A 24,908-nucleotide genomic window follows, 5' to 3' on the forward strand; every position below is an offset into this window, starting at 1 on the left:
TCGCTTCGTTCAGAATGACAGCGTAAACGGTAGCAACCATAGCCGCTCTGCGGACAGACTTTCACTTTTATGTGATTGCGGGATTACTTACTCCCCTTCAACCCTTTAATCCCCTTCATTGCTTTCTCACTCAGCAGGTTGGTATCGTAGCTGCGAACGCGGCCATTTTTGGCTTGATGCTGTTTCAGGGCAATATCTACCAGTTCTTCCAGCAGTTTGTCGAATGGAAGATCGGTTTCCTCCCACAAATAAAAAGAGAAGGAGCCCGGGATGGTATTGATTTCATTAAAATAAACTTCCTCGGTATTGGCATTTACCAGGAAATCGAGCCGGGCCAGGCCGGAAGCGTTCAAGGCTGAAAAGGTTTTGGTGGCCAGGTTTTGAATTTTCTTGGTGAGTTCCGATGAAATATCTGCTGGTATCACACGATCGGCCGAAGCCATACCTTTGTCGCCGCCTTCACCACTTTGGTATTTATCCTCGAAGGAAAGCGTTTCGGTTTTTCCAAGGGGTTTCTCGCAAACGCTGGGACGACAGTCTTCCGGCGTACCAATTACCGAGCAGTTTATTTCCATAAGCGGGTTGATGGCTTCTTCAATCAATAAATGTGCATCGTAGCGGAAGGCGGTCTCTACCGCATTTATCAATTCTTCGCGGTCATTGGCTATGGCCACGCCAATACTGCTTCCCAGAGAAACCGGCTTTACAATCAGTGGATAGTCATAGCCTTCAGCCACTTGAATAATTTCCTCTTGCTCCTGCTGCCAATCACTTTCGTAGAAATTCACGGCTCTGGTTACCGGCACTCCTTGCGCCGCAGCTACCAACTTGGCTTTCACTTTATTCATCCCCACGGACGAACCCAGAACTCCACTGCCCGTGTACGGGATGTTCATCATCTCACAAACACCCTGAAAACTACCGTTCTCTCCTTCACTTCCATGAAAAGCACACACCACCGCATGTACCGGGTAACTCTTGGGTTTGGAAAAAAGCCCGCCACCTTCCTGCTCCCTGAGCAAGGTTTTGCCGGTATCGTCTTTTACAAAGGCACAAGACTTCGACGCCTCTTCCAGCTTATCCAATTCCTTGAAATTGCTGAGGTCCAGAAGTTTCTCACCCGTCAGCCAACGCCCCGATTTGGTCACATACAGCGGAATGCAGTTATAAGCTGAATCTTCCAGTGCAGAGATGGCTTGTATAGCGGTAAGCACAGAAACTTCATGCTCTGGCGAAACGCCGCCGAAAGCAACAATCAGATTTTTTTGAGACATAATGGTGTGACTAAAATTTTGTCCGAAAATAGGATTGTTTGAGGATAATTACAGGACGGATATAGATGGAAGTTAAAAATGAAAATTTAAAGATCAGTGATAGTGAGATCTGCTTTTAGCGGGATCATTAAGCTTATCAAATATTTTTTAACTATTTCGAATGACATGCAGCTTGTTCCTCAGTATGATATTTACAATATTTGTAATTCTGTGCACTTATCTGATTACCCCAAATAAATATTCTTAATCTATATGGCAAAAGTTATCGCATCTTCCAGTCAACTGGATTTTTCGCTTTCAGAGCTTGAAAGCATGCCCCTTCCTGAAAAAGTTCTATTGGTGAAGCCCACCTATTTTACGGTGGAGTATGTCATCAACCCGCATATGGAGGGACATATTGGAGATGTAGATAAACTGGCCGCCCAAAATGAATGGGATCACCTGAAAAGTGCCTACGATGAGCTCGGCTATTACACTCACGTCGTGGAAGGACAGCGCGGTTACCCCGATATGGTTTTTTGTGCCAATCAAAGTTTTCCTAACATCACCAAAGATGGAAAGAAGCAGGTGATTATGAGCGTGATGCATGCCAGGGAACGCCAGGGGGAAGTACCTTTTATCCGAAAGGTGTACGAAGAAAGCAGTTATGAAATTCTTTACCTGGATGAATCCAAATTCAACAGCTTTGAAGGGATGGGCGATGCACTTTGGCATCATAAAAAGAGATTAATTTGGGGCGGTTATGGCTTCCGAACTTCCAAGGAAGTGTATGAGCCCATTTCTGACCTTTTTGACACGCCGGTGATTGCCTTAGAACTGACCGATGAACGCTTCTACCACCTGGATACCTGCCTGTGCATATTGGATGAGGCCACCGCCCTTATCTATCCAAAAGCTTTTACCGATGAAGGCATTGAGCTGATCGAAAGTATTTTTGAGAATGTAATCGAGGCTTCCAAATACGAGGCGGAAAAACTATTTGCCTGCAACGCTACCTGTCCCGATGGCAAAAACGTCTTTATCCAACAAGGCTGCGTGGATGTAAATCATAAACTCAAAGAAGCTGGATTTAAAGTACACGAATACAGCACCTACGAATTCCTAAAAAGCGGCGGCTCTGTTTTTTGTATGAAGATGTTGTTGTGGTGATATAGTGTTTGGGTGTTAAAGTGTTACGGTGCTATGGTGTTAGAGTTTTATGGGTAGAGTTTCCACCTTTGGAAGGAACATAACACTATAACACTATTTTGGGTGCTTATTTGTTGTAATGTTTGATTAGGGAGAGGATCATCCGTTGGCAATGCAAAGCATCTTCTCGAAGCTTTTCTGCGAATTCCTCGGGAATGTATTCCAAATCTTCTGCTACGTATAGCAAACTTTGTACTTCTGCGGCAGAGCTTTGGGCGAAATCGTAGAACCGAACGGAATCTTTTCGATGGAATCTTGAAAATCCTTCCGCTATGTTCGTCATAATAGAAACAGTCGCCCTTCTTATTTGATCTATAAGCCCAAAATCTTTACCAAATTTCCCTTTACTGCTCGTTTTATAAATCTCTTTCACCAATATTCGAGCTTCTTGCCAGCAGTTTAAATCTTCAAATCGTGTAATTTTTGTCATAGTGCAATTATTGGTTAGGATGTATATACTAAGAGCCACATCAAGCCAATTCCTTACATAATTTCTAAGAAAACTCTGTAACACCTTAACACCATCGCACTGTAACACCACCCTATGAACCCCATCAAAGCTACTGCCTCCTTCCTGATTCTTCTTGCCGTTATTATTACGCTTAATGCTAAAATTGGTCCGGTGCCGCCATTAGGTGCTTTTTTAGATCCGGAGGCTGGCTTTTGGGCTAATGCAGTGACTAATACTGCGGAATCTGAAACACTGGATATTCCGGGTTTGCAAGAAGAAGTAACCGTGTATTTTGATGAACGTAATGTGCCCCACATCTTCGCCCAAAATGAACACGATCTGTTTTTAGCCCAAGGATACATCGTCGCCCGCGACCGACTTTTCCAGATGGAAATGCAAACCTACGATGCGGCCGGCCGACTGGCTGAAGTTGTAGGTCCACAGTTGTTGCAAAGAGACCTCAACACCCGCCGGCGCGGGATGGCCTATGGAGCGGAACAGGCAATGGAGGCTATCAACCAGGATTCACTTATTTCCTCTATCGTAAATGCGTATGCAGACGGTGTGAATGCCTACATCGATGAACTTTCTCCGGCTGACTATCCCGTAGAGTATAAAATTCTGGGCATTGAACCGGAAACCTGGGAACCCATCAAAACCGCTTACCTGCTCAAAAATATGACCCGCATGCTGGCTGGTCGGCATAACGATGTACGCACCAGCAACACCATCCAATATTTTGGGGATGATTTTGTGGAGAAATACTTCACCCGCAAACCCGAGCTCAACGACCCCATCATACCACCTTCCAAAGAATGGGACTTTGACGGCGACATCCCCCCTTCGCCCGATTCTCTCTTCACTCCTTCCGTTTCTAAAGTGATTGATCCCTTTCCGTTTCAGGAAGGTATTGGCAGTAACAACTGGGTAGTAAGCGGTGAGAAAACAGCTTCAGGCTACCCCATCCTGGCCAACGATCCACACCTGGGACTATCGCTACCCTCCATCTGGTATGAAACACAACTGCATGCGCCCGGCATCAACGTGTATGGTGTAGGATTACAGGGTTCGCCAAGCATTATCATTGGTTTCAACGAGCAGACGGCCTGGGGTACAACCAACGTAGGTTCGGATGTGATGGACTGGTACGAAATCCAGTTTCGCGACGAAAGCAAGCAGGAATACTGGCACGATGGCCAATGGAAGCCTACCACCCAACGGGTTGAAGAAATCAAAGTCCGTGGAGAAAACACGGTACGGGATACGGTTATTTATACCCATCACGGTCCCGTTTTTGAAGTAGAGACGTCCACCGGGGAAGACGGGCCGGTGTATCATGCCCTGCGATGGATTGCCCACGAAGCGTCCAATGACCTTCGTACGTTTTATGGCTTCAACAAGATGGAAAATTATGAGGATTACCGGGAGGCCGTAAACAACTACACCGCACCCGCCCAGAATTTCGTTTTTGCTGATACGGCCGGCGATATTGCACTTTGGATTACCGGCAAGCTTCCGAAGAAATGGGAGCATCAGGGGCGAACCGTCAGCGATGGCACAGATGCTACCTACGACTGGCAAGGCTGGATTCCTTCCGGACAAAATCCCCACATTAAAAACCCCGAGCGTGGTTTTGTAAGCTCTGCCAACCAGGAATCCGCAGCGCCCAACTACCCCTATTACCTGGATGATGATTTTGCTCCCTACGAGCGCGGGCGACGTATTAATGATCTGCTCGCAGAAATGAACAACATCACCCCGCAGGATATGCAGCGTATGCAAATGGATAGCTATGCGTATAATGCGGCGACCATCATCCCCGAAATGATTGCATGGACGGACCGCTCCAAATTAGATGAAACCGAACTGGAAGTATTGGATCTAATGAGCAACTGGGATTTCCATATGGATGCCGAAAAATCAGCCCCTTCGGTATACCTGCGCTGGTTCAATCAATTTTATCGGGCGGTTTGGAGTGATGAGTTTGAGGGCACGGAAGCCAACCTTCGCTATCCGGCTCGGGATATATTTGTGGAAGTTATCAAGAATGAGCCCACGATGGCTTTTGTGGATGACATAAACACACCGGAAGTCGAATCCCTTGGTATGCTGGCCACCCAAACTTTTAAGGAAACCGTAGCTGAACTGACAGAAGAATATGGCCCGGATATAGAAAGCTGGCAATGGGGATATGATATTGATAATGACCTGAACCATATTGCTCAAATCCCCGGTTTTGGAGCTCAGGATTTATTTACCAGTGGCTCTGCCGAAGCCATCAACGCGGTAAGAGGCACGCACGGCCCCTCCTGGAGAATGGTCGTAGAATTGGGCCCCGAAGTGAAAGGCTGGGGCGTATACCCCGGCGGACAATCCGGCAACCCCGGCTCGCCCAATTACGATAACACCATTGAAGCCTGGCGTACAAGTCAGCTTTTTGAGCTGAATTTCTTACGGGATGAGCCGGAGGAGTATCAATACAAGCTGGAGTTATCCAGTAGAAACTAAGAGCAATTTTTATTGAAGATTGAAAATTGCAGATTACAGATTGGACTTGCAACAAAAAAGTGGACAATGGGTTAAGGGTGATTATGCGGCCTGTTGTAGTTTATGTTTAAGTTGTTGCTCGGCCTCGGCCGGTGTTTTATATCCCAGGGAAGAATGCAAGCGTTTTCGGTTGTACCAGCTCTCAATATATTCGAAGAGCGCTGTCCGTGCTTGCTGGTAGCTATTAAAGCGTCCTGTATGGGAGATTAATTCTGCTTTTAAGGTCTTAAAGAAACTCTCCGCCGGGGCATTATCCCAACAGTTTCCTTTGCCGGACATGCTTTGCACCAGCTGGTATTTACGAAGCAGGTTGGTAAATTCTGAACACGCATACTGACTGCCCCGGTCGGAATGGAACATCATTCCCGGGGCAGTCCGGCGCTTGGTTTGTGCCTGATTAAAGGCTGCTATACTGGTTTGCTCAGCACTTAATGTCCTGCTTAAGGCCCATCCTATTATCTGACGGTCGGCTAAATCCATTACCGTGGTCAGGTATAACCAGCCTTGCTCGCTTGGCAGATAGGTAATATCGCTGACCCACACCTGATTGAGCTGCCCGGGGCTAAACCGGCGATCCAACAGATTTGCCGCCACCGGATAGCGATGGCCCGAGTCGGTGGTCTTTACCCACTTCTTGCGCAACTGGCTGGCAATACCCATACTTCTCATCAAACGGGCTACCCGCGGGCGTGATACCTGCCAGCCCAGGCGCAGTAACTCCTGGTAAATGCGCGGAGCTCCATACCTACGTTTAGACAAGACCCAAACCAGTCGAATGGCTTCTCTAAGTCGCATGTTCTCGCTGGTACGTTTGCTCGGTGGGCGCCCCATCCACCGGTAATATCCACTGGGGGAAACCCCAAATACCTGCGACATCTTCCGAATGGGAAACCGATGGCTGTGATCGGCCATAAACTGATAAATCACCCATCGCTCTTGCCGAAGATGCCAATGGCCTTTTTTAGGATATCCCGCTCCATCTTGGCATCGGCCAGCTGACGCTTTAGTTGCGCAATCTCTTGTTGTTCCGGACTCATCGCAGCTATGCCTTGACCGGTAAACACCGGAGTATCTGACCCGCTGCGCTGTTCATAAGCGGCTCGCCACTTGTAAATTAACGCCGGTCGCAACCCTAATTCACTGGCCAGTTCCCGGATGTTATCTCGCAAGTAACTTTGTTGGATCACATCCAGCTTAAATTCCTTGCTATATTGTTTGCGTGTTGGTTTTATTCCCATGTCTATATTTTGTTTTTCCAGACACAATATACCTTAACTTCCTGTCTACTAAAATGTAGCAACTCCACTGACGGCTGTCATGACACTCCGCACCTCCAACCCTGAAAAGAGCCGTCCGATGGATAAATTCAAGCATTTTCTAAATATTTCAACCTCCTATTGCACCCCTCAACCCCCGCTTGGGCGGGGATTGAGGGGTGGGTAAATGGTGCCAACGCTTCCATAATTTTTGATTGATAAGGAGCATCAATTTAGTCCCCCCTCGTTCCATACGCTCTGCGTTGGAACGCAATGATTCCAGCGATAAATCCGTATCATTCAGCCACAAACATTAGCCCACTTTATATGCCCATCACCCCAACATCCAAAACCAAAAGCCGTGCCACCAACCTGATTCGCATCAGTGTATTGTTGTTGATATTACCGGTTTTATATCTTGCTTTATGGTACCCTATTTCTACAGATGAAACCCTTACTTACTTCGAAAAAGTAACTAAGCTAATGGGCTATTTCCCCGAGAAGCTCCGCCACCCCTACTGGATCACCGTTACCTTTTGTGGACTCTCGCTTTCTTCAGCTATTTTTGGATTCAACTCCTATCTCAAATTCGAGACCCGACAGGGACAAATCATCGCTATCATCATCAGCGCCGTAGCTGTTTTTCTCACTGCTATTTTTGGCATGATGGTAATCAGGTGAAATCACTATATTACTCCCCGTCTTCAAGCCACTCCGAAATCACCCTAAAGGTCCAGCCTGGAGGATCACTCAAAAAACCTACATGCCCGCCTTCTTCTGTAAAACAAGTAGTGATATAAGGATTGCTTTTCATCTCTTTTAACGGTGCATATTGAATAGGGCACAGTGGATCCACTTTACTATGAATGATCAATAAATCCGTTTTCACCTCTTCAAAGAAATGCATACTGGCGGATTGATGGTAGTAATCGTCGGCGTCTTCAAAGCCATGAATGGGAGCCGTAACCTGGTCGTCAAACTCATATACCGAATCTCCATTAAATGAGGGTAAATCCGGAAATTCCCGCCTTTTGTTTTCCAGTTTCTCTACCAGGGTTTTCAGGAAATTGATTTCATATACCCGGTTAAATCCATGATGCAAATTGATGGAACCAGCTTTCAAATCGTACGGAGGTGATACAGCCACAGCACGTTCCACCTGACTTTTAAAGCCCTCCTCTCCAAGATATTTCACCAAAGCATTTCCACCTAATGAGTATCCCACCGCATACATAGCATTATCGGGATAACGCTGCTTTAGCCAGTCAAAAAAGAACCGGTAATCATCGGTTTCACCGGAGTGATAAAAACGGGGCTGTCGGTTCAGGCGGCTTCCACATCCCCTAAAATTTAAGGCTGCAGAGCCTATGCCTTTTTCCTTCAATACCTTCATCAGATTTCGGATGTAATACCGCTCACTGGACCCTTCCAGGCCATGAAATAAAGCTACTACCGGCTTTTCAGGCTCACCTTCACAGATGTCAATCTCCAGGAAATCCCCGTCCGGGGTATCTATCTCCAACCGTCTAACATCAGGCTTTTCTACCTTACCAAACTGCGAGGGTACGATCGTATGCACATGGGTATTCCATGCCCACCAAACCGGTTGAAAGGTTTCTCTAATACGCTGGGACTTCTTCTCTGTAACTTGCGTACCCATCTGAAATTGCTATGGTTACTAAAGCACAGAAGGTATCAAATATTTTTTGATTTATGGAACACATGAGCTGGTTTTAAGATATGTGAGAATTAATCCAAAAAACCATCAGAGTCATTCCAGCGCAGGCAGGAATCTAATTGTTGCTAGTAAATCAAAAGTTGATACCTGAAAAGCAATTGGATTCCGGGCCTATAGCAAAATTCAGATTGAGCGATTAGCTCAATCACTCAATAAACAAATCATCCCCTTACATTTTGCTTTGCTTCCGCTATATTCAGGCACAAATTTATTCCTATGGCCAGCTCACTAACTTTTATTGAATACCTGCGCAGCATTTTGGCGATTATCGTTTTTTTCCTGATGTTCGCCATCTGCACACCGGTGATTGCTGTATTGCTCTTGCTTAGCTTTGGGCGGGCTACCAATTTCATAGTCGAGAACTTTGGTCCCATCATCGCTTACCCTGTACTTTGGACTTTAGGCATTCGTTTCAATGTGATTCAACACGGAGAACCTGTGAATCCTCCCGTTATCTATACCATAAACCATAGCTCTACGCTAGACCTTGTGACCATGATTGCCCTTGGGCTGCCACATATCCGCTTTGTAGCCAAATGGGAGCTTCAATATAATCCCCTGTTTTTTATTGTTGGCAGACTTACAGGACAGATTTTTATTCAACGTAAAAGAAGTGCCAAGGCCATCCAAAAATTACAAAACACCTACGACCGTATTCACCGGGATAATCTATCCATCATGGTAGCTCCCGAAGGTTCTCGCAAGCATCCCGGTGTTATCGGTCCTTTCAAGAAGGGGGCTTTCCATATGGCCATTGATCTAGGGCTGCCTATTGTCCCCATCTACTTTGAAGGCAATCAGGAACTCAGCCTGGGCGGTTCACTCTTTTCTAAAAGCGGAACCATTAATGCACACATTCATCCCCCGGTAGATACTTCCGAGTGGAAAAAAGAAACCATGGATGAGCATATCAAACAGCTGCGGGATAGGTACCTGGAGTGGGCCGGCGTTAGCAAGGCTCAAGATATTGTAAGCTAAACCAGTCATTTTCATCCGTCCAAACTTGTTTTACCTCAAACCATGGAGCAACCATATCCCTGAATTCCTCCAGCGAATATTTATGTGAATTCTCGGTATGAATACTTTCTCCTTTTTGGAATGATATGGTCTTATCACCTACGGTTACTTCGTGGCTTTCTTTACACACCAGATGCATCTCAATCCGCCCTTCCTGCTCATTCCAAATTGCGCGGTGATTAAATTTCTCGAGGTCAAAACCTGTCCCCAATTCATCATTAATATGCGTAAGTATATTTTTGTTGAATGCAGCCGTAATGCCTTTCGAGTCGTTGTAAGCAGCTTCCAGGACTTCCACATCTTTTTTGAGGTCAACGCCAATCAGAAAAGCCCCTTCTCGCCCCGTAAGATCAGTAACTACTTTCATGAAACGATGCACCGTCTCACGCTTAAAATTGCCAATGGTTGAGCCTGGAAAGAAAACGATTCTCCTTCCCTCTACAGAAAGTTCAGGTAGTTGTATCGGCCGGGTATAGTCTGCCCCTAAGGGCGAAATTTCTAAGTCAGGATATTCACGCCGTAGTTCTTTGGCTACTTCCTGCAAATACTTGCCGGAAATATCGATTGGGATATAACCGGTAATGGTGTTCAGCTTGTCTAATAGAATGCGTGTTTTTTCACTGCTTCCGCTACCCGGCTCAATAAGCAATACCCGGTCTCCCAGGTATTCACCTATTTCAAGGGCATAGTCCTCCAGCAGTTTACGTTCGGTTCGCGTAGGATAGTACTCTTCTAACCGCGTAATCTTATCAAACAGCTGTGATCCGTACCGATCATAAAAATATTTACTGGGCAATGACTTCTGAGGTTGTGCTAACCCTTCTTGCACTTCCCGAAGCATACTTTTTGACCGGTTTAGGCTGGACATAAACGATTTTACCAAATTGATCTTCAGTTGCGTTCAACCGAATCTGCAAATTTATGGTTCCGTTCACGCACAGCCCGCAGGGTGTAATTTTACTTTATACCGAGGATATACTTATTTATCCCGGAAAAAATATATTTTTTTATTGTCAGCGTCTCTTCGGCTTTTCACTTTGATATCGTTTTGCTTACCGAATTGATAAACAGCCGTACGCATTGAATTAATATTTTTTTCGTTGGTATAACTCACTTCTACAGCTTGTCCACCGGGCTTTAATTTTTCAATAGCTTCCAGCAGTGGTTTAAACTTTGAAGTTCTTTTTTTCGATGATTTAACCTTTGATCGGTTTACTAGTTTAATGTCCATTGTCCTTAAATGATTGTCCTAATTTATTAATGATACCTATAAATAAATATAATGATTAATTAACTATATAAAACAGGGTCATATTGTTTTATACCGAAATTTACAGTTTTAGTTAATCACCTGATATGTATACCATTGCGGGATTTACACAACTATATTTATATCAACTTTAAATCCTTCAAAAACGCCAAATAAAGCAAATTTTTTTAAGCATATGTGCGCTCAGAAATTTACATTACGGAAGTTTTATCACACACTTAACCAACTGATTTATGACTGGAATAGATATTGTAGTATTCACCGCCTACTGTCTGCTTATTGTGGGCATCGGGCTATGGGTATCGCGCGATAAAGAAGGACATCAAAAGAACGCAGAAGATTATTTCTTAGCTGGCAAATCCCTGCCATGGTGGGCTATCGGGGCTTCGCTAATCGCAGCCAACATCTCGGCTGAGCAAATCATCGGGATGTCGGGATCGGGTTTTGCCGTAGGTCTCGCCATTGCCTCCTACGAATGGATGGCCGCTATCACGCTGATTATTGTAGGTAAGTACCTGCTACCCATCTTTATTGAAAAGAAACTCTACACCATCCCGGAGTTTATTGAGCACCGCTTTAACACTACCCTCAAAACCATCCTCGCCGTTTTCTGGATAGCATTGTTTGTATTTGTTAACCTTACCACGGTAATGTTTTTAGGAGCCAAAGCGCTCGACACTATTATGGGAACCGGCGATGGCAGCCTGATTATGTATGCTCTCATCGGGCTGGCATTGATTGCCGCAGCCTATTCGCTGTACGGTGGACTTTCAGCCGTGGCATGGACTGACGTGCTGCAGGTGGGATTATTAGTCTTGGGCGGTTTCGTAACCACCTTTGTAGCTCTCCATAACATCACCCCCGAAGGCGGTATTTTTAACGGCTTAAGCCACTTATATGAACATGCGGGTGATAAATTCCAAATGATACTGGACCGGTCAAATCCAGAATTTAATAATCTGCCCGGCATTGCGGTACTAATTGGCGGACTTTGGGTGGCCAACCTGTATTACTGGGGCTTTAACCAGTACATCATTCAGCGTACGCTGGCCGCCAAATCACTCAAGGAATCTCAAAAAGGGATTATCTTCGCGGCTTTCCTCAAGCTCCTAATTCCTTTAATTGTCGTTATTCCCGGCATCATCGTATACGTATTATATACCCAGCCCGAAGGCACCGCGCACATCCCCGGCGTGCTGGACGCTTTCACTCGAACCGATGGCAGTATTAACTACGATAATGCCTACCCCTGGCTAATAAAGATATTTTTGGCACCCGGCTTTAAAGGATTGGTAGTAGCAGCGCTTGCCGCAGCCATCGTGTCGTCCCTGGCTTCTATGCTGAACTCGGTAGCCACCATTTTTACCATGGATATCTACCGCCCCTATTTCAAGAAAGATGCTACGGACCGACAAACCGTAAACACCGGTCGCATCACTGCAGCTGTGGCTTTGGTTATTGCTGTTATTATGGCTCCACAGTTACAAAGCGTTCCGCAGGTGTTCCAGTACATTCAGGAATACACGGGTATGGTTAGCCCCGGCATCCTGGCCGTATTTATTATGGGGCTTTTCTGGAAGAAGACCACCACCAAAGGAGCCATTTACGGGGTGCTGTCCTCCATCGTCATTGCCATCTTGCTTAAGATACCCGCTCTGCAATTACCGTTTCTCGATCAGATGTTCTACACCCTTATCATGACCATCGTTATTATTGCGGGCGTAAGCTTAACCACCAACCCCCACGATGAAGATCCAAAAGCCATCCACACCACGGCCAGCTTGTTCAAAACCGGTCCGGCCTTTAACATTGGTGCTTACACTATCTTGATTATCACCGCATTGCTTTACGCATTTTTCTGGTGATCTAACGACTATTTAACCCATAAGCCCCGTTGCACACAGCGGGGCTTTTTTATACATCCCATTTTCCACAGACTTTCAGATTTGGAAATGCACAACAATCTTCCAGGCCCATTCCCCTTCGCCCCGCGAAGGGGTGGCCAAGCCGAATGGCGATGGCCGGGGTAGTCCATTACCCAATTTTAATTTTGAGTGTTAACGTTAACTTTTCATATTCCGATAGCAACCTAACCAACCCACTGTGTCATGAAAGTTTTTAGCTCTTTTTTCTTATCAATCATTTCCTCACTCTTTCTTTTTTCCGGGGTGATGGCTTTTCAACAACAGAGCCCTGATCAAAACCTCCGGCAAGTTACCACCTTGCAAACCGGCTGGACCTTTGCTAAAAGCAATCATCCCCAGGCAAAAACACTGGATTTTGATGATTCGGATTGGGAACAGGTTTCCGTTCCGCACGATTGGGCTATCTCCGGTCCCTTTATTATGGATGGTGACGGAAGCACCGCCAAACTGCCCTGGAAAGGCCAGGGTTGGTATCGCAGGACACTGGATATTCCCGCTGATTTAGGCAACAAAAGAGTGTACTTGGAGTTTGACGGCGTAATGGCCTTCCCAAAGATTTACGTCAATGGCGAACTGGCCGGCAAATGGGATTACGGCTATAACTCCTTTTACCTGGATGTGACCGAGCACCTGAGTCCCGGCGGAGAAAACCTGCTGGCTGTACACGCCGATACCCGTCAACACGACAGCCGCTGGTATCCCGGGGCCGGCATCTACCGCAAGGTGCAGATGAAAATTGTGAACCCCGTGCATGTGGACATTTGGGGTACGTACATCACCACCCCTATTGTAAAACCGAATTATGCAGACGTACGCATCAGAACGACCGTTGAAAATAAAACGCAGAACGATGCAGATATAAAAGTGGAACAAATTATTTACAGTCCAGGAGGTAATGAAGTAGGCCGCGGAGACATCACCCCAACAATAAAAGCCAATAGTGAAGCCCAGCCAGAAGTCACCATCACGCTCACCGATCCGCAGCGCTGGGATATCGACAACCCGGTTTTATATACCGCCAAAACGTTGGTCTATAATGGTGATGAACTGGTGGATAGTTACAAAACCACTTTTGGCGTTCGCACCATCCGGTTCACTGCCGATAACGGCTTTTACCTGAACGACCGTCGGGTACAATTTAAAGGCGTGAACCTGCATCACGGTCACGGCCCACTGGGCGCCGCTTTTCACCCGCGTGCGATGGAGCGTCAACTGCAGATTATGAAAGACATGGGCGTAAACGCCATCCGCACCAGCCATAATACGGCCGCCCCGGAATTGCTGGAACTGTGCGATAAAATGGGCCTGCTATTTTTCAATGAAGTGTTTGACAAATACGACGAAAAAGCAGGTATCACGGATACTACGGATTTCGATAGCTTTGCACGCCGCAACATCCGCAACCACGTAGTGCGCGACCGCAATCACCCCTCCCTGTTTTTGTGGAGCGTTGGAAATGAAATCGGCGATGTGCAGTGGAATGTCGACAATGGCTTTCAGCGGCTAAATACCATGGTGAGTTACACCAGAATGTACGACCCGACGCGCCCGGTTACATTGGTGAACGACCAAACCGAAGGTGCCCGTATGCGCCATTTTGATTACTACGACGTGCACAGCTGGAACTACAACCGCCGGTATCGTATTGCGCGACAAATGGAACCCAATAAAGCGGTGATTATCAGTGAATCGGCCTCTACGGTTAGTACGCGCGGGTTTTATGAGTTCCCCCTGCCCGACGAGCACACCTATTTCACCAAATCCCTGCAGGTTAGCTCTTACGATCTGAACGCTCCCTGGTGGGCCGAAATCGCCGATGATGATTTCATGTGGCAGCAACAGGAACCTTACATTGCCGGCGAATTTGTGTGGACCGGCTTTGATTACCTGGGCGAACCCACTCCGTACGCCAACAACCAGGTTCAGGACATGGGCATGACTGACCGTGAAGCCTCCCGCAGTTCCTATTTTGGGATTGTAGACTTGGTGGGCATCCCCAAAGACCGTTTCTATCTCTACAAAAGCTACTGGAAACCGCAAGAAACCACCATCCACATTCTGCCACACTGGAACTGGGAAGATGCTGATCAGGATACCATCCCGGTTTTTGTGTACACCAATGGCGACTGCGCCGAGCTGTTTTTAAACGGTGATTCCCAAGGCAAACAATGCAAAAATCCTAAATCGGAGACTTCTGTGGAACGCTTCCGGTTAATGTGGGATGATGTGGTATATGAGCCCGGTGAGCTGAAAGCCGTAGCCTACAAAGAGGGCGTAAAAATCGGCGAAGAGATCAAGAAAACCACCGGCGAAGCCACCAAGCTCAAACTGACGCCCGACCGTACCGCCATCACCGCAGATGGCATGGATTTATCGTACATCCTTGTAGAAGCTTTTGATGCCGAAGGAAATGCGCATCCCCTAAGTGATGAGCGCGTGAACATCTCCCTGGAAGGACCGGCCCAGATTGCAGGCGTAGGCAACGGAAACCCGCAATCATTCGAGCCCTTCCAGGCCGACTACGCAGATCTTTTTTACGGAAAAGCGATGATTATACTGAAATCTAAACACCAAGCCGGCAAGGTTACGGTAAACGTAAGTGCAGATGGGTTTGAGGGGGATGCAGCGGAAATTGTGGTGAAGTGAGTAGTTGATGGGTGATTACGGTTAATGAGTAGAATCCGCTCCCTGGCCACAGACACCCTCCGCCGGTTTTGGCGAGCCAAAACTAAGGCACCTTCCTCAAGGAAGGACTTGTTCGAAGTGGAATTCAATAACCTGTCCCTAATTCAGCTTCCAATGTTTAATACTATATCTAAAAGTCTCTCCTTGAGGAGAGATCGCCCAATGCGGCTGTTCCCGCATTGGGCGTGAGAGGTGTTGGCGCCAAGGCCAAAAACTATTTTACCCGGCACAAATATTCATTTCACCCTTAAGGCTGGTTCCCAAGCTCCTGCTTGGGAACCTAAATGTGAAGCTCCAGCTTCAATACCATCGCTAACCAAGACCTTCCCACCAAATCTTCCTACGGAAGATGCCAACTGCTTTATCTCTGCTTATAATGCACTTCCGGCAGATCACGCAATAATCCGGCACTATATTCAGCCGTGACATCACGCTGTGGATTGGCGAGCATCTCGTAACCCACACGGAACTTTTTGATGGTAGCAGAGCGCAGCAGCGGTGGATAAAAATGCATGTGATAATGCCATTCGGGATGGTCCTCGCCATCGGTAGGCGCGGGGTGATGTCCGGCTGAATATGGGAAGGATACTTTAAACACATTATCGTATTTAATAGTTAGCCGGCGGACGATATCAGCCAGTCCTTTTTTCTCGGCTTCATTCATATCGGTAAGGCGGGCGAAAGGTCGCTTGCTGATAACAAGCGTTTCAAATGGCCAGAACGCCCAGAAAGGTACCACTACAGCAAAATGGTCATTTTCTACCACTACCCGTTCTTTTTTATCTAATTCCAGCTTCAGGTAATCTTCCAGCAGGGTGCGTCCGTGTTTTTCGTAATGTTTTTTGAATTGCTTCCACTCTTTGGCGGGTTCTTCCGGCACGGTTTCCTGCGCCCAAATCTGTCCATGCGGATGCGGGTTGCTACACCCCATCACTTCGCCTTTGTTCTCAAAAATCTGCACGTAATTAATGTAATCTCTTTCACCAAGTTCACGGTACTCTTTCACCCATAAATCCACTACATCCTCTACCTGTGAGGGCTCCATCTCCGGCAAGGTCAAATCATGACGGGGCGAAAAACAGATCACTTTACAAATACCACGCTCCCCTTTGGCTATCAGCAATCCGCCTTCATTAAACACCTCATCAGAGGTATCGGGCAACAAGGCACTGAAATCATTCACAAAGGAAAAAGTGGATTCATAATCCGGATTCTTGGCATCACCGGCACGCTCATTACCGGGGCAAAGATAACAGCCCGGATCGTACTTAGGCTTTTTCTCACCGGCCGTGTCTTCTTCCTGCCCCTGCCACGGGCGTTTGGTACGATGTGGCGAAACCTGCACCCATTCGCCGGTTAGCAAATTTAATCTTCGGTGGGGATGCTGGCTAAAGTCTAGATTCATGGGTGTAGGGTTAGGAGTTTCGGGTTTTGTGTTGTGGGTTGTGGGTTATAGCTCGTTACCAAGCTCCGGCTTCCGTGATTTTTGATAAGCCATGATTTATCGTAGTACATCATACAAATCACATCTATCACAGTTTTATGGATTAAACAAATGATGCCTTGGCATGAACACCTCTCACAATCAAAACAGGAATAACTGTTTTGACTGATCTCTCCTCAAGGAGAGACTTCTCGAGGTCGTATTTAGCTATAGTGCTCATAGTAAGATGTCGATATGGAATTACACATCGAAGAAGTCCTCCCTTGAGGGAGGTGCTGGGTTTTGGCTTGCCAAAACACGTGGAGGGTGTTAGCGCCAAGGCTTCACTTCTTAATATCAGCTTCATCACCTTGCAACACCTGCGTGCCGCCATTTATTTGGGTGATATAAATCTCGGTATCTTTGCCGGTGCGGGCTTTGTATTGTTCTTTGATAGCATCGGTAAAAGCCTCCACATGCTGCTCTTCTACCAGATTGATGGTGCAGCCACCAAAGCCACCGCCCATCATGCGGGCGCCCAGTAATCCGGGCTGATTTTTGGCGATATCCACCAGTACATCCAATTCCTCACAACTTACTTCGTAGTCGTTACTAAGCCCATCATGAGACGCGAACATACGTTTTCCAAAGGCTTCAAAATCGTTGTTTTCCAAATCGCGGCAGGCTGCATGTACGCGCTCATTTTCTTCCAGCACGTATTTACAACGCCGGTAGACGACTTCCTCCATTTCGTCTTTATGTGCATTCAGAAGCTCAAGATCCACATCACGTAAATTCTTGATTTCTGGTTTATAATTCTTCATCACTTCCACACCTTCTTCACACTGGCTGCGGCGCACATTGTATTCCGAATCGGCAAGGTTATGGCTTACTTTCGAGTCACAAAGCACAATTTTAATATCATCCCGTATAAATGGATAGAGTTCATATTCCAACGACCGGCAATCCAGTTTCAGCACCTTATTGGCTTCGCCATGCAGGTTGATGAACTGATCCATAATCCCGCAATTCACACCTACGTGATTATGCTCGGTCAACTGACCAATTTTAGCCATTCGTTTCCGGTCTAATCCTAAACTAAATAGCTTTTCCAAGCCCACCAGCACAGCACCTTCCAATGCAGCTGAGGACGACAAGCCCGCCCCAATGGGGATGTCCCCACCAAACACCACATCAAATCCTTTGGGTTTATGACCTGCTTTCATCACCTCACTCACGGCCCCTTTGATGTAATTAGCCCAGTGCTTGTCACTTTTTTGAAGGTTATTGAGGTCCAGCTCCACGGCTTCATCCATATCCTCTGAATAGGCCCGGATCTTACCGATACCATTTTTAGCTATACCCAGCAATATCACCTTTTGTATTGCTGCTGGTAATACAAAACCATCATTATAATCAGTGTGCTCACCAATCAGGTTTACACGTCCGGGCGATTGTATCAGCACCGGTTCTTCGTTAAATCGTTCTTTAAACCGGGATTTTATTTTTTTGATAAGGTCAGTCATGCATCAATCCGTTTTCATCTATTTCCATCACAAAACTAACAACAGTTCGTGAATCCACAATGAAGATAGCGCTATTTGTTAACGATATCATCTATTAAAAATCAACAGGTTTTGCGTTTATTAGTGAAAAGGCAACCTTCCATTCTTTTACTTCTTTTGGTTGTATATACACACTTTGGCTCAACTGTCTTGCCTCCGACAATACATCTGTAGATGCCGTTGTTGGCTCAAAAGCAATAGAATAATCCGCTGTATAGTTATCATCGTCGGGCCAGCCCCCATAGCACAACCATAGTCCCAGATGCGGAACAGATTCAGTATCAAATTCAATCAACAGGCTTTCATCAAACCGCTTGCGATATAAAGCCGCTTTACCGGATTGTGGGTTTTCAACAAACAACTTGCTGGCAAAACCTGAAGACTTTTCTTTAACCACATCAAAAGAGCTACTACCAGGTATCAATTCCGGCCAATTAGCAGTTTCACCGTCTTCCAGACGTTCATCTGTAGCAGCATGTATCCTAACCTTTCGGGTTTTTTGGGGCAACAACACTTCATCTCCAGCTTCCACACTTAGCAAAGGGTGAGCAGACCACAAGTAATCAAAAGCTTCATCCCCGGTGTTTTGCAACCGGTATTTAAATTCCACCTGATTTTTGTGCAAGCTGATTTCTTTTCTGAAATTATATTTCATCGCCTTGCCACTGATGTCTAACACCAGCTTATCAGGTTGAATATCAGCTCTCCAGGCTTGGGTCCATAATTCCCCATGGTCTGGAATATTTCGGGTCGTTCCATTACTTTCGTAGATATCTGCTCCTATGGAAGGGAAACACTCATCAAAACCATAGGCATAGGGAGGCAGGAATGCTTCTGCATATTTCGGCAAATCGATATCATCTAAAGGTACATTTCCAGGCCTGATAAACTGTGTACCACTCTGCTTATTCAGTAGTTCTGTGATTTTACCACCCATTTCCGGAACTACTGTCAGCTTTATGTATTTATTCTCGAAAGTAACTTCCCGTATTGCCTTTTTTGTTTTTCTTTTGGATGCCGTCTCTTCTAACAATGTTTCTTCTTTTACGTGTTTGCGGAAGTCATTTGAGTGTCTGTTTTGATACTTCAGCATACTTCCAGTTCAATAATCGTTATGTTCACATGCCATTATTTGTATTCAAATAAACTTTTTTCCATGGCAGAGGCTTTTTACAAACCACTTAAAATCGTTTTATGTTTCTTCATTAAAACCTCACTCCACTTTTAGTTCTATGGAACCCACTTCCAGCCCTTCTGCTGCTGCACGGATAACAACCTTTCCAGCTTGTTCTCCTGCCCGAAACAGAACGGTTGCAATACCGGCTTCAGCCTGTATCGGATTCTGCCCGATTAACTCACCTTCGCCCTCCAGGGTAAATTCAACTTCTTGATCTGCATCCCACACAGTGTTTCCGTCGCTATCGGTAATGTGTGCATATACAAATACCACATCATTTTCACCGCTTTGAATTTTTTTACCGCTAAGGTCCACGGCCATTTCAATTTGTGCAGGTTCTTTTGGGGTGATACGCTCATCGCTAGCTACTACTTCTTCGCCGATATATGCCTCCGCCCGTAGCGTGCCCGGAGTAAATTCATCCAGCTCAAAGGTAAATGGCGGATGCTTTAACTCAGATGATATACGATCGGTATCAGGTCCCTGACGGGCAATCTCTTCTCCATTTAATATTAACGCCACTTCTTCCGCGTTGCTATACACCTTCACCGTAGTATAGTCCGGATCATTCCAGTAGTTGGCGATATAGGCCATTGGGCCATTAAACTCAGCTTCCGCTTCATCCAGATTTTTATCCCCCTGACTTTGATAAAAGTAGAAGGTGAATTTTGGAATTCTGAAAATATCACTGATACCGGATGCTTCCAGGTTATCGGCATAGCCCCGGTTGTAGTCATACATCACCCAGTTTGCATCCCCGAAAGAAGGACCTTTGAGGTTTGAATTATGTGCTTCCTGGAAATTTAGGGCTTGCTGAGCCAGTCTTTTTTGACCAAAACCCCGCAATTGCCGCGAATTACGCTCATCTTCAGTCAGATCCTCAAAAGCCGTTTGGTTGAAGCCTGCGTTATGAGCGTAGTACTCCCAATCACCATATTCAGCAATAAACAGGGGCTTATCTTTCTCGTAACCACTCCAGTACCCGGGGGGACGTGAGTGCTGCCGCGCCGGAATAAAAATATCATAGGCATAGTCACGCCAGCCACTGGTATAATTTTGGCCGTAAGGCAGCTCTTCTTTCACAGCGGAATGCGCCTGATCCATGAATGAATCCGGCATGCCGGATTCATTCAGTGAGGCCTCCCAAAATACAATACTGGGATGATTGCGATCACGCCGTATCATAGTTCGTACATCATTCAACGCACGCTCGGCAAATATTCCATCCTGGTAAAACTGCCAGCCCGGTATGGCATCCATGAATAAAAGTCCAAGTTCATCGGCGGCCTCCAGAAAAGCCGGATCGGGCGGATAGTGCGCTATACGGATGAAGTTGAAGCCCGCTTCTTTAGTTTTATAAGCATCGCGGTACTGTGCCTCATTCGATAAGGCGTACCCGATGTACGGATAATCCTGGTGACGATTGGTTCCACGGAGGTACAGGCGCTCGCCATTGAGGGTAAACTGGTTTTCTTCATCAAAACCAAAAGTGCGAATGCCAATGCGCTGCTGCCAGCTATCAATTAATTTCGTCCCGTCATAAAGCTGAGCGGTGAGCGTGTACAGGTATGGATGGTCAGGAGACCATAATTCAGGGTTTTTAACGGCTATTTTTTCGGTATGAATCCTGTTGGATTCGGCCGGAATACTTAAGTCTGAAACAGTTGAACCCACCGATTTCCCTTCTGCATTACTGAGCACCAAGCTGAGGCGGACGTCATCTTCTTTTGTAGCCCTGCCGTTTTCAACATCGATTTGCACATTCACTTTGGCTTCGCCACTCAGTACATCTTCATACCAAACATATACACCGCCGGCTGCCTTGCGGTTTGCAGCAATAGGATCGGAGATATGCAGAGGATCTTTGGCAACCAGATACACGTCCCGGTAAATGCCTCCGTAGTAATTAAAATCCAATGTGGCCATGGGTTTCCCTGGCGGGATTTCCGGATTGTCTTCATTATTCAACCTAACTAATAGCGTATTCTCCCCTCCGATGCTCACTTGATCGGTAATATCTACTACAAAGGGCAGATATCCACCGGCATGATAGCCAACCTGTTTCCCATTCAGGTACACCCAGGCCTCGTGCATTGCCCCTTCGAATTTCAGGCTGAGATGCTTGCCTTCGTGTTCCGGTTCAACCCTAAAAAACTTACGGTAGAAACTATCGCCCTGCCATTGCTGATCTTCAATCACCAGGGGCTCAATGTTAGCTGTATGGGGCAATCGAATAGATTTCCAATTAAGATTGCTAGAAGCAAGATCAAAAAGGGATGGAGTTATGGTGGTATCCATATCCTTCACAAATTCCCAGTTCTTGTTAAAGTCAAAGTGCGTTTGTACGGTTTCAACCTCAGAAGACGGAGTACATCCCCAAGAAAAAATTAAGAGCGATAAAAGAGCTAAAAATGATCTATTCATATCTACGCTATCGGGATATTTACTTAATGAGTAATAACTTTTTAGTCATGGAAAAATCACCAGCCTTGAGCTGGTAGATATACATGCCGGAGGCAAGGTCAGCAGCTTCAAAAACTTCAGCGTGGGTGCCCGCCGGTTGTATCCTGCCATCTACCAATGAGGCCACCACCCGTCCGGACATATCAAAAACCTCTAAATTGACTTTGCTGTTCACGGGTAACTGATAACTGATCACTGTAGATGGATTGAATGGGTTTGGGTAATTCTGCCTCAGTGTAAATTCGTCAGGGAGGCTAATCTCGCTTTCACTGGAGGTTGCCATTTCGTAATCGAAAGTCTCGCAGGAACTCCATTTGTGAGCCAAAATCATATCCTCTTCGCCCATATTATAACCACGGCCACGACCAGAAGTATGGAAGGCGGTACATGTAATCGGTATTTCCTCTTTATACTCTTCATAATTATCCCAGGTGCCAGTGGTCATATAGTAGTAGATCCCTGATGCACCGGGTTCAGCTTCCATCACGTGGGTATAAATATCGCCGTACACATTTTCCATCTCTACAATATCCCAGTTCACGATCACCCCTGTCAAAAAAACGCCACGGGAAGTATCTTGACCCTCCATATCCACAGCAAATCGAACTTCCGTCGGTTCGGGTTCTACCTGTATATCAAAAGTGAATTTAGTTTGGCTGCCACAAGCATTGGTATAACGAACAAAGTAACTGCCGCCCTGTTCTTCCCTAAGTTCTTCCAAGGTGATTTCGCGTCCTTCTGCTGTAAAACCTTCGGGCCCGGTCCAGCTCCAGCTGCCTTCTCCCTCAGCTTGTGGTGCCAACGATACAGTTGCACCAAATTCTACAAAAGCATTGGCAGTAGCCTCAAACTCACCGTCCCCAACCTTCAAAAAGGGAGTTATGGGAGTGAGCGCACAGCTGGATATATCTTCTTGGGCAAATTCCACATCAGGTGTAGACAATGGGAAATCCATATCGGATGCCACATAAAACCCCGGATGCGGCGGCTGGTTGTAAGCCGTATTCTGCCAGGCTATAGCCGTACGATATACGGGGTCATGCATAAAAGTGTATAGTCGGTGATCGGTAGGCATGGTCGTAGTAAACACCCGCAAGCGCTCATTATCAGTGGTTCGCAACAACACTTCCTCACGCCAGTCACCTAAAATATCAGCCTGAAGATTCGGGTTTGATTTGGTGCCATTGACGGAAGCCGTACCACTGCCTGACAGCAATGTAGTTCCTGAATTATTGGCCACGCTCCACTTGGTAACCCTGTTGCTGTTCAGCAGCTCACGGCTCAGCTCTCCATCCCACCAAACCACATGGTTGATGGAACTCGGAATCTGCCCTGCCACATTGCCATCCATATCATACAAACCCATTCCACTGGATGCCCAAAACTTGAATCCCGGCACCTCCGAATCCAGTTCTGCAGCCGCACCACGGCCTATGTCTCCTGACTTATCATTATTAAAGAGCATAGAACCATCATCCGCATTACGCAGCGATACACCGTATTGATCCCATTCGTGGGGCATAAAAATCTTGGGAATAGGATCGCCTTTCACCATTTGGGTAACATGCAGCGCATCGCCATGTCCCTGTCCGGTATTATGCAAACCGGAGCCGTCATCGTCAATTACTACGGAGCCATAAATAATTTCGTGCCTGCCGTCGTTATCGGCATCTGCTACCGAAAGCTGGTGATTCCCTTGTCCCTCCCAGGAGCTTCCATATTCCGGATCGTCGGTATCAAACACCCAGCGTTGGGTTAGTTCACCATTGCGCCAGTCCCAGGCTACTACCACCATACGAGTGTAGTATCCACGGGCAAAAATAGCACTCGGTTTTTCGCCATCTACATAGGCCACACCGGCAAGGAAACGATCTACCCGGTTGCCGTAGCTGTCGCCCCAATCCTCCTGCATGGTACCACCACGTACCGGCACATATTCAGTGGTCGCCAGCTCCGCGCCTGTCTCCCCGTCAAAAACAGTAAGATACTCCGGGCCTCTCAATATATAACCGTCACTATTACGAAAATCTGCGGAATGATTCGCTGAAGCAGCCGGTCCTTTACTCAAAAAATTACCATTGCCATCTTTAGTGCCGGGAGCCGTTTTCACCATCAATTCGGCTTTTCCGCTGCCATCAAAATCATACACCATAAATTGTGTGTAATGCGCCCCAGCCCGGATATTACGTCCGAGATCAATACGCCACAACATGGCGCCATCCAGCGTGTAGGCATCCAGATATACATTATCAGTCTTGCCTGCCTGTGAATTATCTTTGGCATTCGAGGGATTCCATTTTACTACCACTTCATACTGGCCATCGCCATTTAAGTCTCCCACAGAAGCATCGTTGGGCGAATAGATGCCGCCCTCCGGGCCTTGCTGTGGTCGGTTTAGCGGTATATCAAAATAGCCGGCGTGTTCGCCTTCTGTGTTTTTAATCAGCCTTGCCGGCTTGCTGTCGGTTTGTTCGGAGCCATCCACCACGGCACGCACCGTATAATTAGGGGCTTCTCCGCCATCGGTATCTGTGAACAAGGTAGCACCCGTAATCGGGGCTTCATTTAGTTTTTCTCCGTCACGGTACACATTAAAACCGGTGTCGTAGGCTTCATTTCCCAGCAATCGCCAGGAAACCAGATAGCCGTTCTCTTGCGCTATAGCTATCAGTCCACGATCTAAATTTTCCACCTGTTTGGTTTGAGCCTGGGCCGTAGAACCCAAACTCATCATCCCGCTAATAATTAATACCGGCAGCAGGAATATTCCCATCACTGTCTTCATATTTATGCTGTTATTAACATCTATCATCACGCCTCGATTTTCAACCCTGTAGAGATCTAAAACCCTTCCAGAGTTATTACAATTTTAACTTTTTGCTTCAGACCTCCAAGGTTTGGCAAACCTTGGAGGTCTGTGTCGCTATCT

General features: G+C 46.5%; 18 protein-coding genes. 6 read left to right on the top strand and 12 right to left on the bottom strand.

Going from position 1 to position 24,908, the window contains the following annotated elements:
• Positions 1–83 precede the first annotated feature (83 nt).
• Positions 84–1,274, bottom strand: a complete 1,191-nt coding sequence (locus FN815_RS04680; protein ID WP_142453462.1) for a D-alanine--D-alanine ligase family protein — start codon at positions 1,272–1,274, stop codon at positions 84–86.
• A gap of 252 nt (positions 1,275–1,526) precedes the next feature.
• Here FN815_RS04680 and FN815_RS04685 point away from each other — a divergent pair, with 252 nt between their 5' ends.
• Positions 1,527–2,423, top strand: coding sequence for a dimethylarginine dimethylaminohydrolase family protein (locus FN815_RS04685; protein ID WP_142453463.1), 897 nt, complete (start codon positions 1,527–1,529; stop codon positions 2,421–2,423).
• Between the two features lie 106 nt (positions 2,424–2,529).
• On the opposite strand, the gene FN815_RS04690 is transcribed toward FN815_RS04685, so the two are convergent.
• The gene (locus tag FN815_RS04690; protein WP_142453464.1) at positions 2,530–2,892 is read right to left on the bottom strand and encodes a four helix bundle protein; all 363 of its coding nucleotides are present in this window, start codon (positions 2,890–2,892) and stop codon (positions 2,530–2,532) included.
• A gap of 114 nt (positions 2,893–3,006) precedes the next feature.
• Here FN815_RS04690 and FN815_RS04695 point away from each other — a divergent pair, with 114 nt between their 5' ends.
• Complete coding sequence (locus tag FN815_RS04695) at positions 3,007–5,421, top strand: penicillin acylase family protein (RefSeq protein WP_142453465.1); 2,415 nt, start codon at positions 3,007–3,009, stop codon at positions 5,419–5,421.
• A gap of 81 nt (positions 5,422–5,502) precedes the next feature.
• Here the strand turns inward: FN815_RS04695 and FN815_RS04700 are convergent, their stop codons facing one another.
• Together FN815_RS04700 and FN815_RS04705 are read right to left on the bottom strand one after the other, a co-directional pair.
• Positions 5,503–6,372 (bottom strand): IS3 family transposase, encoded by an 870-nt coding sequence (locus FN815_RS04700; protein WP_246075151.1) that lies wholly within the window; start codon positions 6,370–6,372, stop codon positions 5,503–5,505.
• A gap of 11 nt (positions 6,373–6,383) precedes the next feature.
• Positions 6,384–6,698 (bottom strand): transposase, encoded by a 315-nt coding sequence (locus tag FN815_RS04705; protein ID WP_142453467.1) that lies wholly within the window; start codon positions 6,696–6,698, stop codon positions 6,384–6,386.
• A 345-nt stretch (positions 6,699–7,043) separates the two neighbouring features.
• Here FN815_RS04705 and FN815_RS04710 point away from each other — a divergent pair, with 345 nt between their 5' ends.
• Positions 7,044–7,397 carry a hypothetical protein gene (locus FN815_RS04710; protein ID WP_142453468.1) on the top strand — a complete coding sequence of 118 codons (354 nt, stop codon included), beginning with the start codon at positions 7,044–7,046 and terminating at the stop codon, positions 7,395–7,397.
• A 10-nt stretch (positions 7,398–7,407) separates the two neighbouring features.
• On the opposite strand, the gene FN815_RS04715 is transcribed toward FN815_RS04710, so the two are convergent.
• Positions 7,408–8,376, bottom strand: coding sequence for a YheT family hydrolase (locus FN815_RS04715; protein WP_142453469.1), 969 nt, complete (start codon positions 8,374–8,376; stop codon positions 7,408–7,410).
• A gap of 294 nt (positions 8,377–8,670) precedes the next feature.
• On the opposite strand from FN815_RS04715, the gene FN815_RS04720 reads away from it, so the two are divergent.
• Positions 8,671–9,432 (top strand): lysophospholipid acyltransferase family protein, encoded by a 762-nt coding sequence (locus tag FN815_RS04720; protein WP_142453470.1) that lies wholly within the window; start codon positions 8,671–8,673, stop codon positions 9,430–9,432.
• On the opposite strand, the gene egtD is transcribed toward FN815_RS04720, so the two are convergent.
• Both egtD and FN815_RS04730 read right to left on the bottom strand, forming a co-directional pair.
• A complete protein-coding gene (gene egtD, locus FN815_RS04725) occupies positions 9,404–10,339 on the bottom strand; it encodes an L-histidine N(alpha)-methyltransferase (RefSeq protein ID WP_246075153.1) in 936 nt (311 codons plus the stop codon). The two genes, FN815_RS04720 and egtD, sit on opposite strands and share 29 nt — an antisense overlap.
• Positions 10,340–10,450: 111 nt before the next feature.
• Positions 10,451–10,702: a hypothetical protein gene (locus FN815_RS04730; RefSeq protein WP_142453471.1), complete on the bottom strand. Its 252-nt coding sequence runs from the start codon at positions 10,700–10,702 to the stop codon at positions 10,451–10,453.
• Positions 10,703–10,974: 272 nt separating this feature from the next.
• On the opposite strand from FN815_RS04730, the gene FN815_RS04735 reads away from it, so the two are divergent.
• Positions 10,975–12,606 (top strand): sodium/sugar symporter, encoded by a 1,632-nt coding sequence (locus FN815_RS04735; RefSeq protein ID WP_142453472.1) that lies wholly within the window; start codon positions 10,975–10,977, stop codon positions 12,604–12,606.
• Between the two features lie 243 nt (positions 12,607–12,849).
• Entirely contained in the window at positions 12,850–15,312 is a 2,463-nt protein-coding gene (locus FN815_RS04740) for a glycoside hydrolase family 2 TIM barrel-domain containing protein (RefSeq protein WP_221930238.1), read from the top strand.
• A 400-nt stretch (positions 15,313–15,712) separates the two neighbouring features.
• On the opposite strand, the gene FN815_RS04745 is transcribed toward FN815_RS04740, so the two are convergent.
• From FN815_RS04745 to FN815_RS04765, 5 genes are all read right to left on the bottom strand, one after another.
• A complete protein-coding gene (locus FN815_RS04745; RefSeq protein WP_142453473.1) occupies positions 15,713–16,756 on the bottom strand; it encodes a UDP-glucose--hexose-1-phosphate uridylyltransferase in 1,044 nt (347 codons plus the stop codon).
• A gap of 362 nt (positions 16,757–17,118) precedes the next feature.
• Positions 17,119–18,300, bottom strand: coding sequence for a galactokinase (locus tag FN815_RS04750; protein ID WP_142453474.1), 1,182 nt, complete (start codon positions 18,298–18,300; stop codon positions 17,119–17,121).
• A gap of 94 nt (positions 18,301–18,394) precedes the next feature.
• Positions 18,395–19,432 (bottom strand): DUF5107 domain-containing protein, encoded by a 1,038-nt coding sequence (locus FN815_RS04755; RefSeq protein WP_142453475.1) that lies wholly within the window; start codon positions 19,430–19,432, stop codon positions 18,395–18,397.
• 120 nt (positions 19,433–19,552) lie between these two features.
• Positions 19,553–21,940, bottom strand: a complete 2,388-nt coding sequence (locus FN815_RS04760) for a glycoside hydrolase family 2 protein (protein WP_142453476.1) — start codon at positions 21,938–21,940, stop codon at positions 19,553–19,555.
• A 19-nt stretch (positions 21,941–21,959) separates the two neighbouring features.
• Positions 21,960–24,752 (bottom strand): rhamnogalacturonan lyase family protein, encoded by a 2,793-nt coding sequence (locus FN815_RS04765; RefSeq protein ID WP_221930239.1) that lies wholly within the window; start codon positions 24,750–24,752, stop codon positions 21,960–21,962.
• Positions 24,753–24,908: the final 156 nt, after the last annotated feature.

Origin of the sequence: Gracilimonas mengyeensis (genome assembly GCF_900182705.1) — a bacterium.
Lineage (GTDB): Bacteria > Bacteroidota > Rhodothermia > Balneolales > Balneolaceae > Gracilimonas > Gracilimonas mengyeensis.

Bases quoted from the DNA above. Each gene is read 5' to 3' on its own strand.
- FN815_RS04680 (WP_142453462.1), bottom strand. From the start codon at position 1,274: ATGTCTCAAAAAAATCTGATTGTTGCTTTCGGCGGCGTTTCGCCAGAG.
- FN815_RS04685 (WP_142453463.1), top strand. From the start codon at position 1,527: ATGGCAAAAGTTATCGCATCTTCCAGTCAACTGGATTTTTCGCTTTCA.
- FN815_RS04690 (WP_142453464.1), bottom strand. From the start codon at position 2,892: ATGACAAAAATTACACGATTTGAAGATTTAAACTGCTGGCAAGAAGCT.
- FN815_RS04695 (WP_142453465.1), top strand. From the start codon at position 3,007: ATGAACCCCATCAAAGCTACTGCCTCCTTCCTGATTCTTCTTGCCGTT.
- FN815_RS04700 (WP_246075151.1), bottom strand. From the start codon at position 6,372: ATGGCCGATCACAGCCATCGGTTTCCCATTCGGAAGATGTCGCAGGTA.
- FN815_RS04705 (WP_142453467.1), bottom strand. From the start codon at position 6,698: ATGGGAATAAAACCAACACGCAAACAATATAGCAAGGAATTTAAGCTG.
- FN815_RS04710 (WP_142453468.1), top strand. From the start codon at position 7,044: ATGCCCATCACCCCAACATCCAAAACCAAAAGCCGTGCCACCAACCTG.
- FN815_RS04715 (WP_142453469.1), bottom strand. From the start codon at position 8,376: ATGGGTACGCAAGTTACAGAGAAGAAGTCCCAGCGTATTAGAGAAACC.
- FN815_RS04720 (WP_142453470.1), top strand. From the start codon at position 8,671: ATGGCCAGCTCACTAACTTTTATTGAATACCTGCGCAGCATTTTGGCG.
- egtD (WP_246075153.1), bottom strand. From the start codon at position 10,339: ATGTCCAGCCTAAACCGGTCAAAAAGTATGCTTCGGGAAGTGCAAGAA.
- FN815_RS04730 (WP_142453471.1), bottom strand. From the start codon at position 10,702: ATGGACATTAAACTAGTAAACCGATCAAAGGTTAAATCATCGAAAAAA.
- FN815_RS04735 (WP_142453472.1), top strand. From the start codon at position 10,975: ATGACTGGAATAGATATTGTAGTATTCACCGCCTACTGTCTGCTTATT.
- FN815_RS04740 (WP_221930238.1), top strand. From the start codon at position 12,850: ATGAAAGTTTTTAGCTCTTTTTTCTTATCAATCATTTCCTCACTCTTT.
- FN815_RS04745 (WP_142453473.1), bottom strand. From the start codon at position 16,756: ATGAATCTAGACTTTAGCCAGCATCCCCACCGAAGATTAAATTTGCTA.
- FN815_RS04750 (WP_142453474.1), bottom strand. From the start codon at position 18,300: ATGACTGACCTTATCAAAAAAATAAAATCCCGGTTTAAAGAACGATTT.
- FN815_RS04755 (WP_142453475.1), bottom strand. From the start codon at position 19,432: ATGCTGAAGTATCAAAACAGACACTCAAATGACTTCCGCAAACACGTA.
- FN815_RS04760 (WP_142453476.1), bottom strand. From the start codon at position 21,940: ATGAATAGATCATTTTTAGCTCTTTTATCGCTCTTAATTTTTTCTTGG.
- FN815_RS04765 (WP_221930239.1), bottom strand. From the start codon at position 24,752: ATGGGAATATTCCTGCTGCCGGTATTAATTATTAGCGGGATGATGAGT.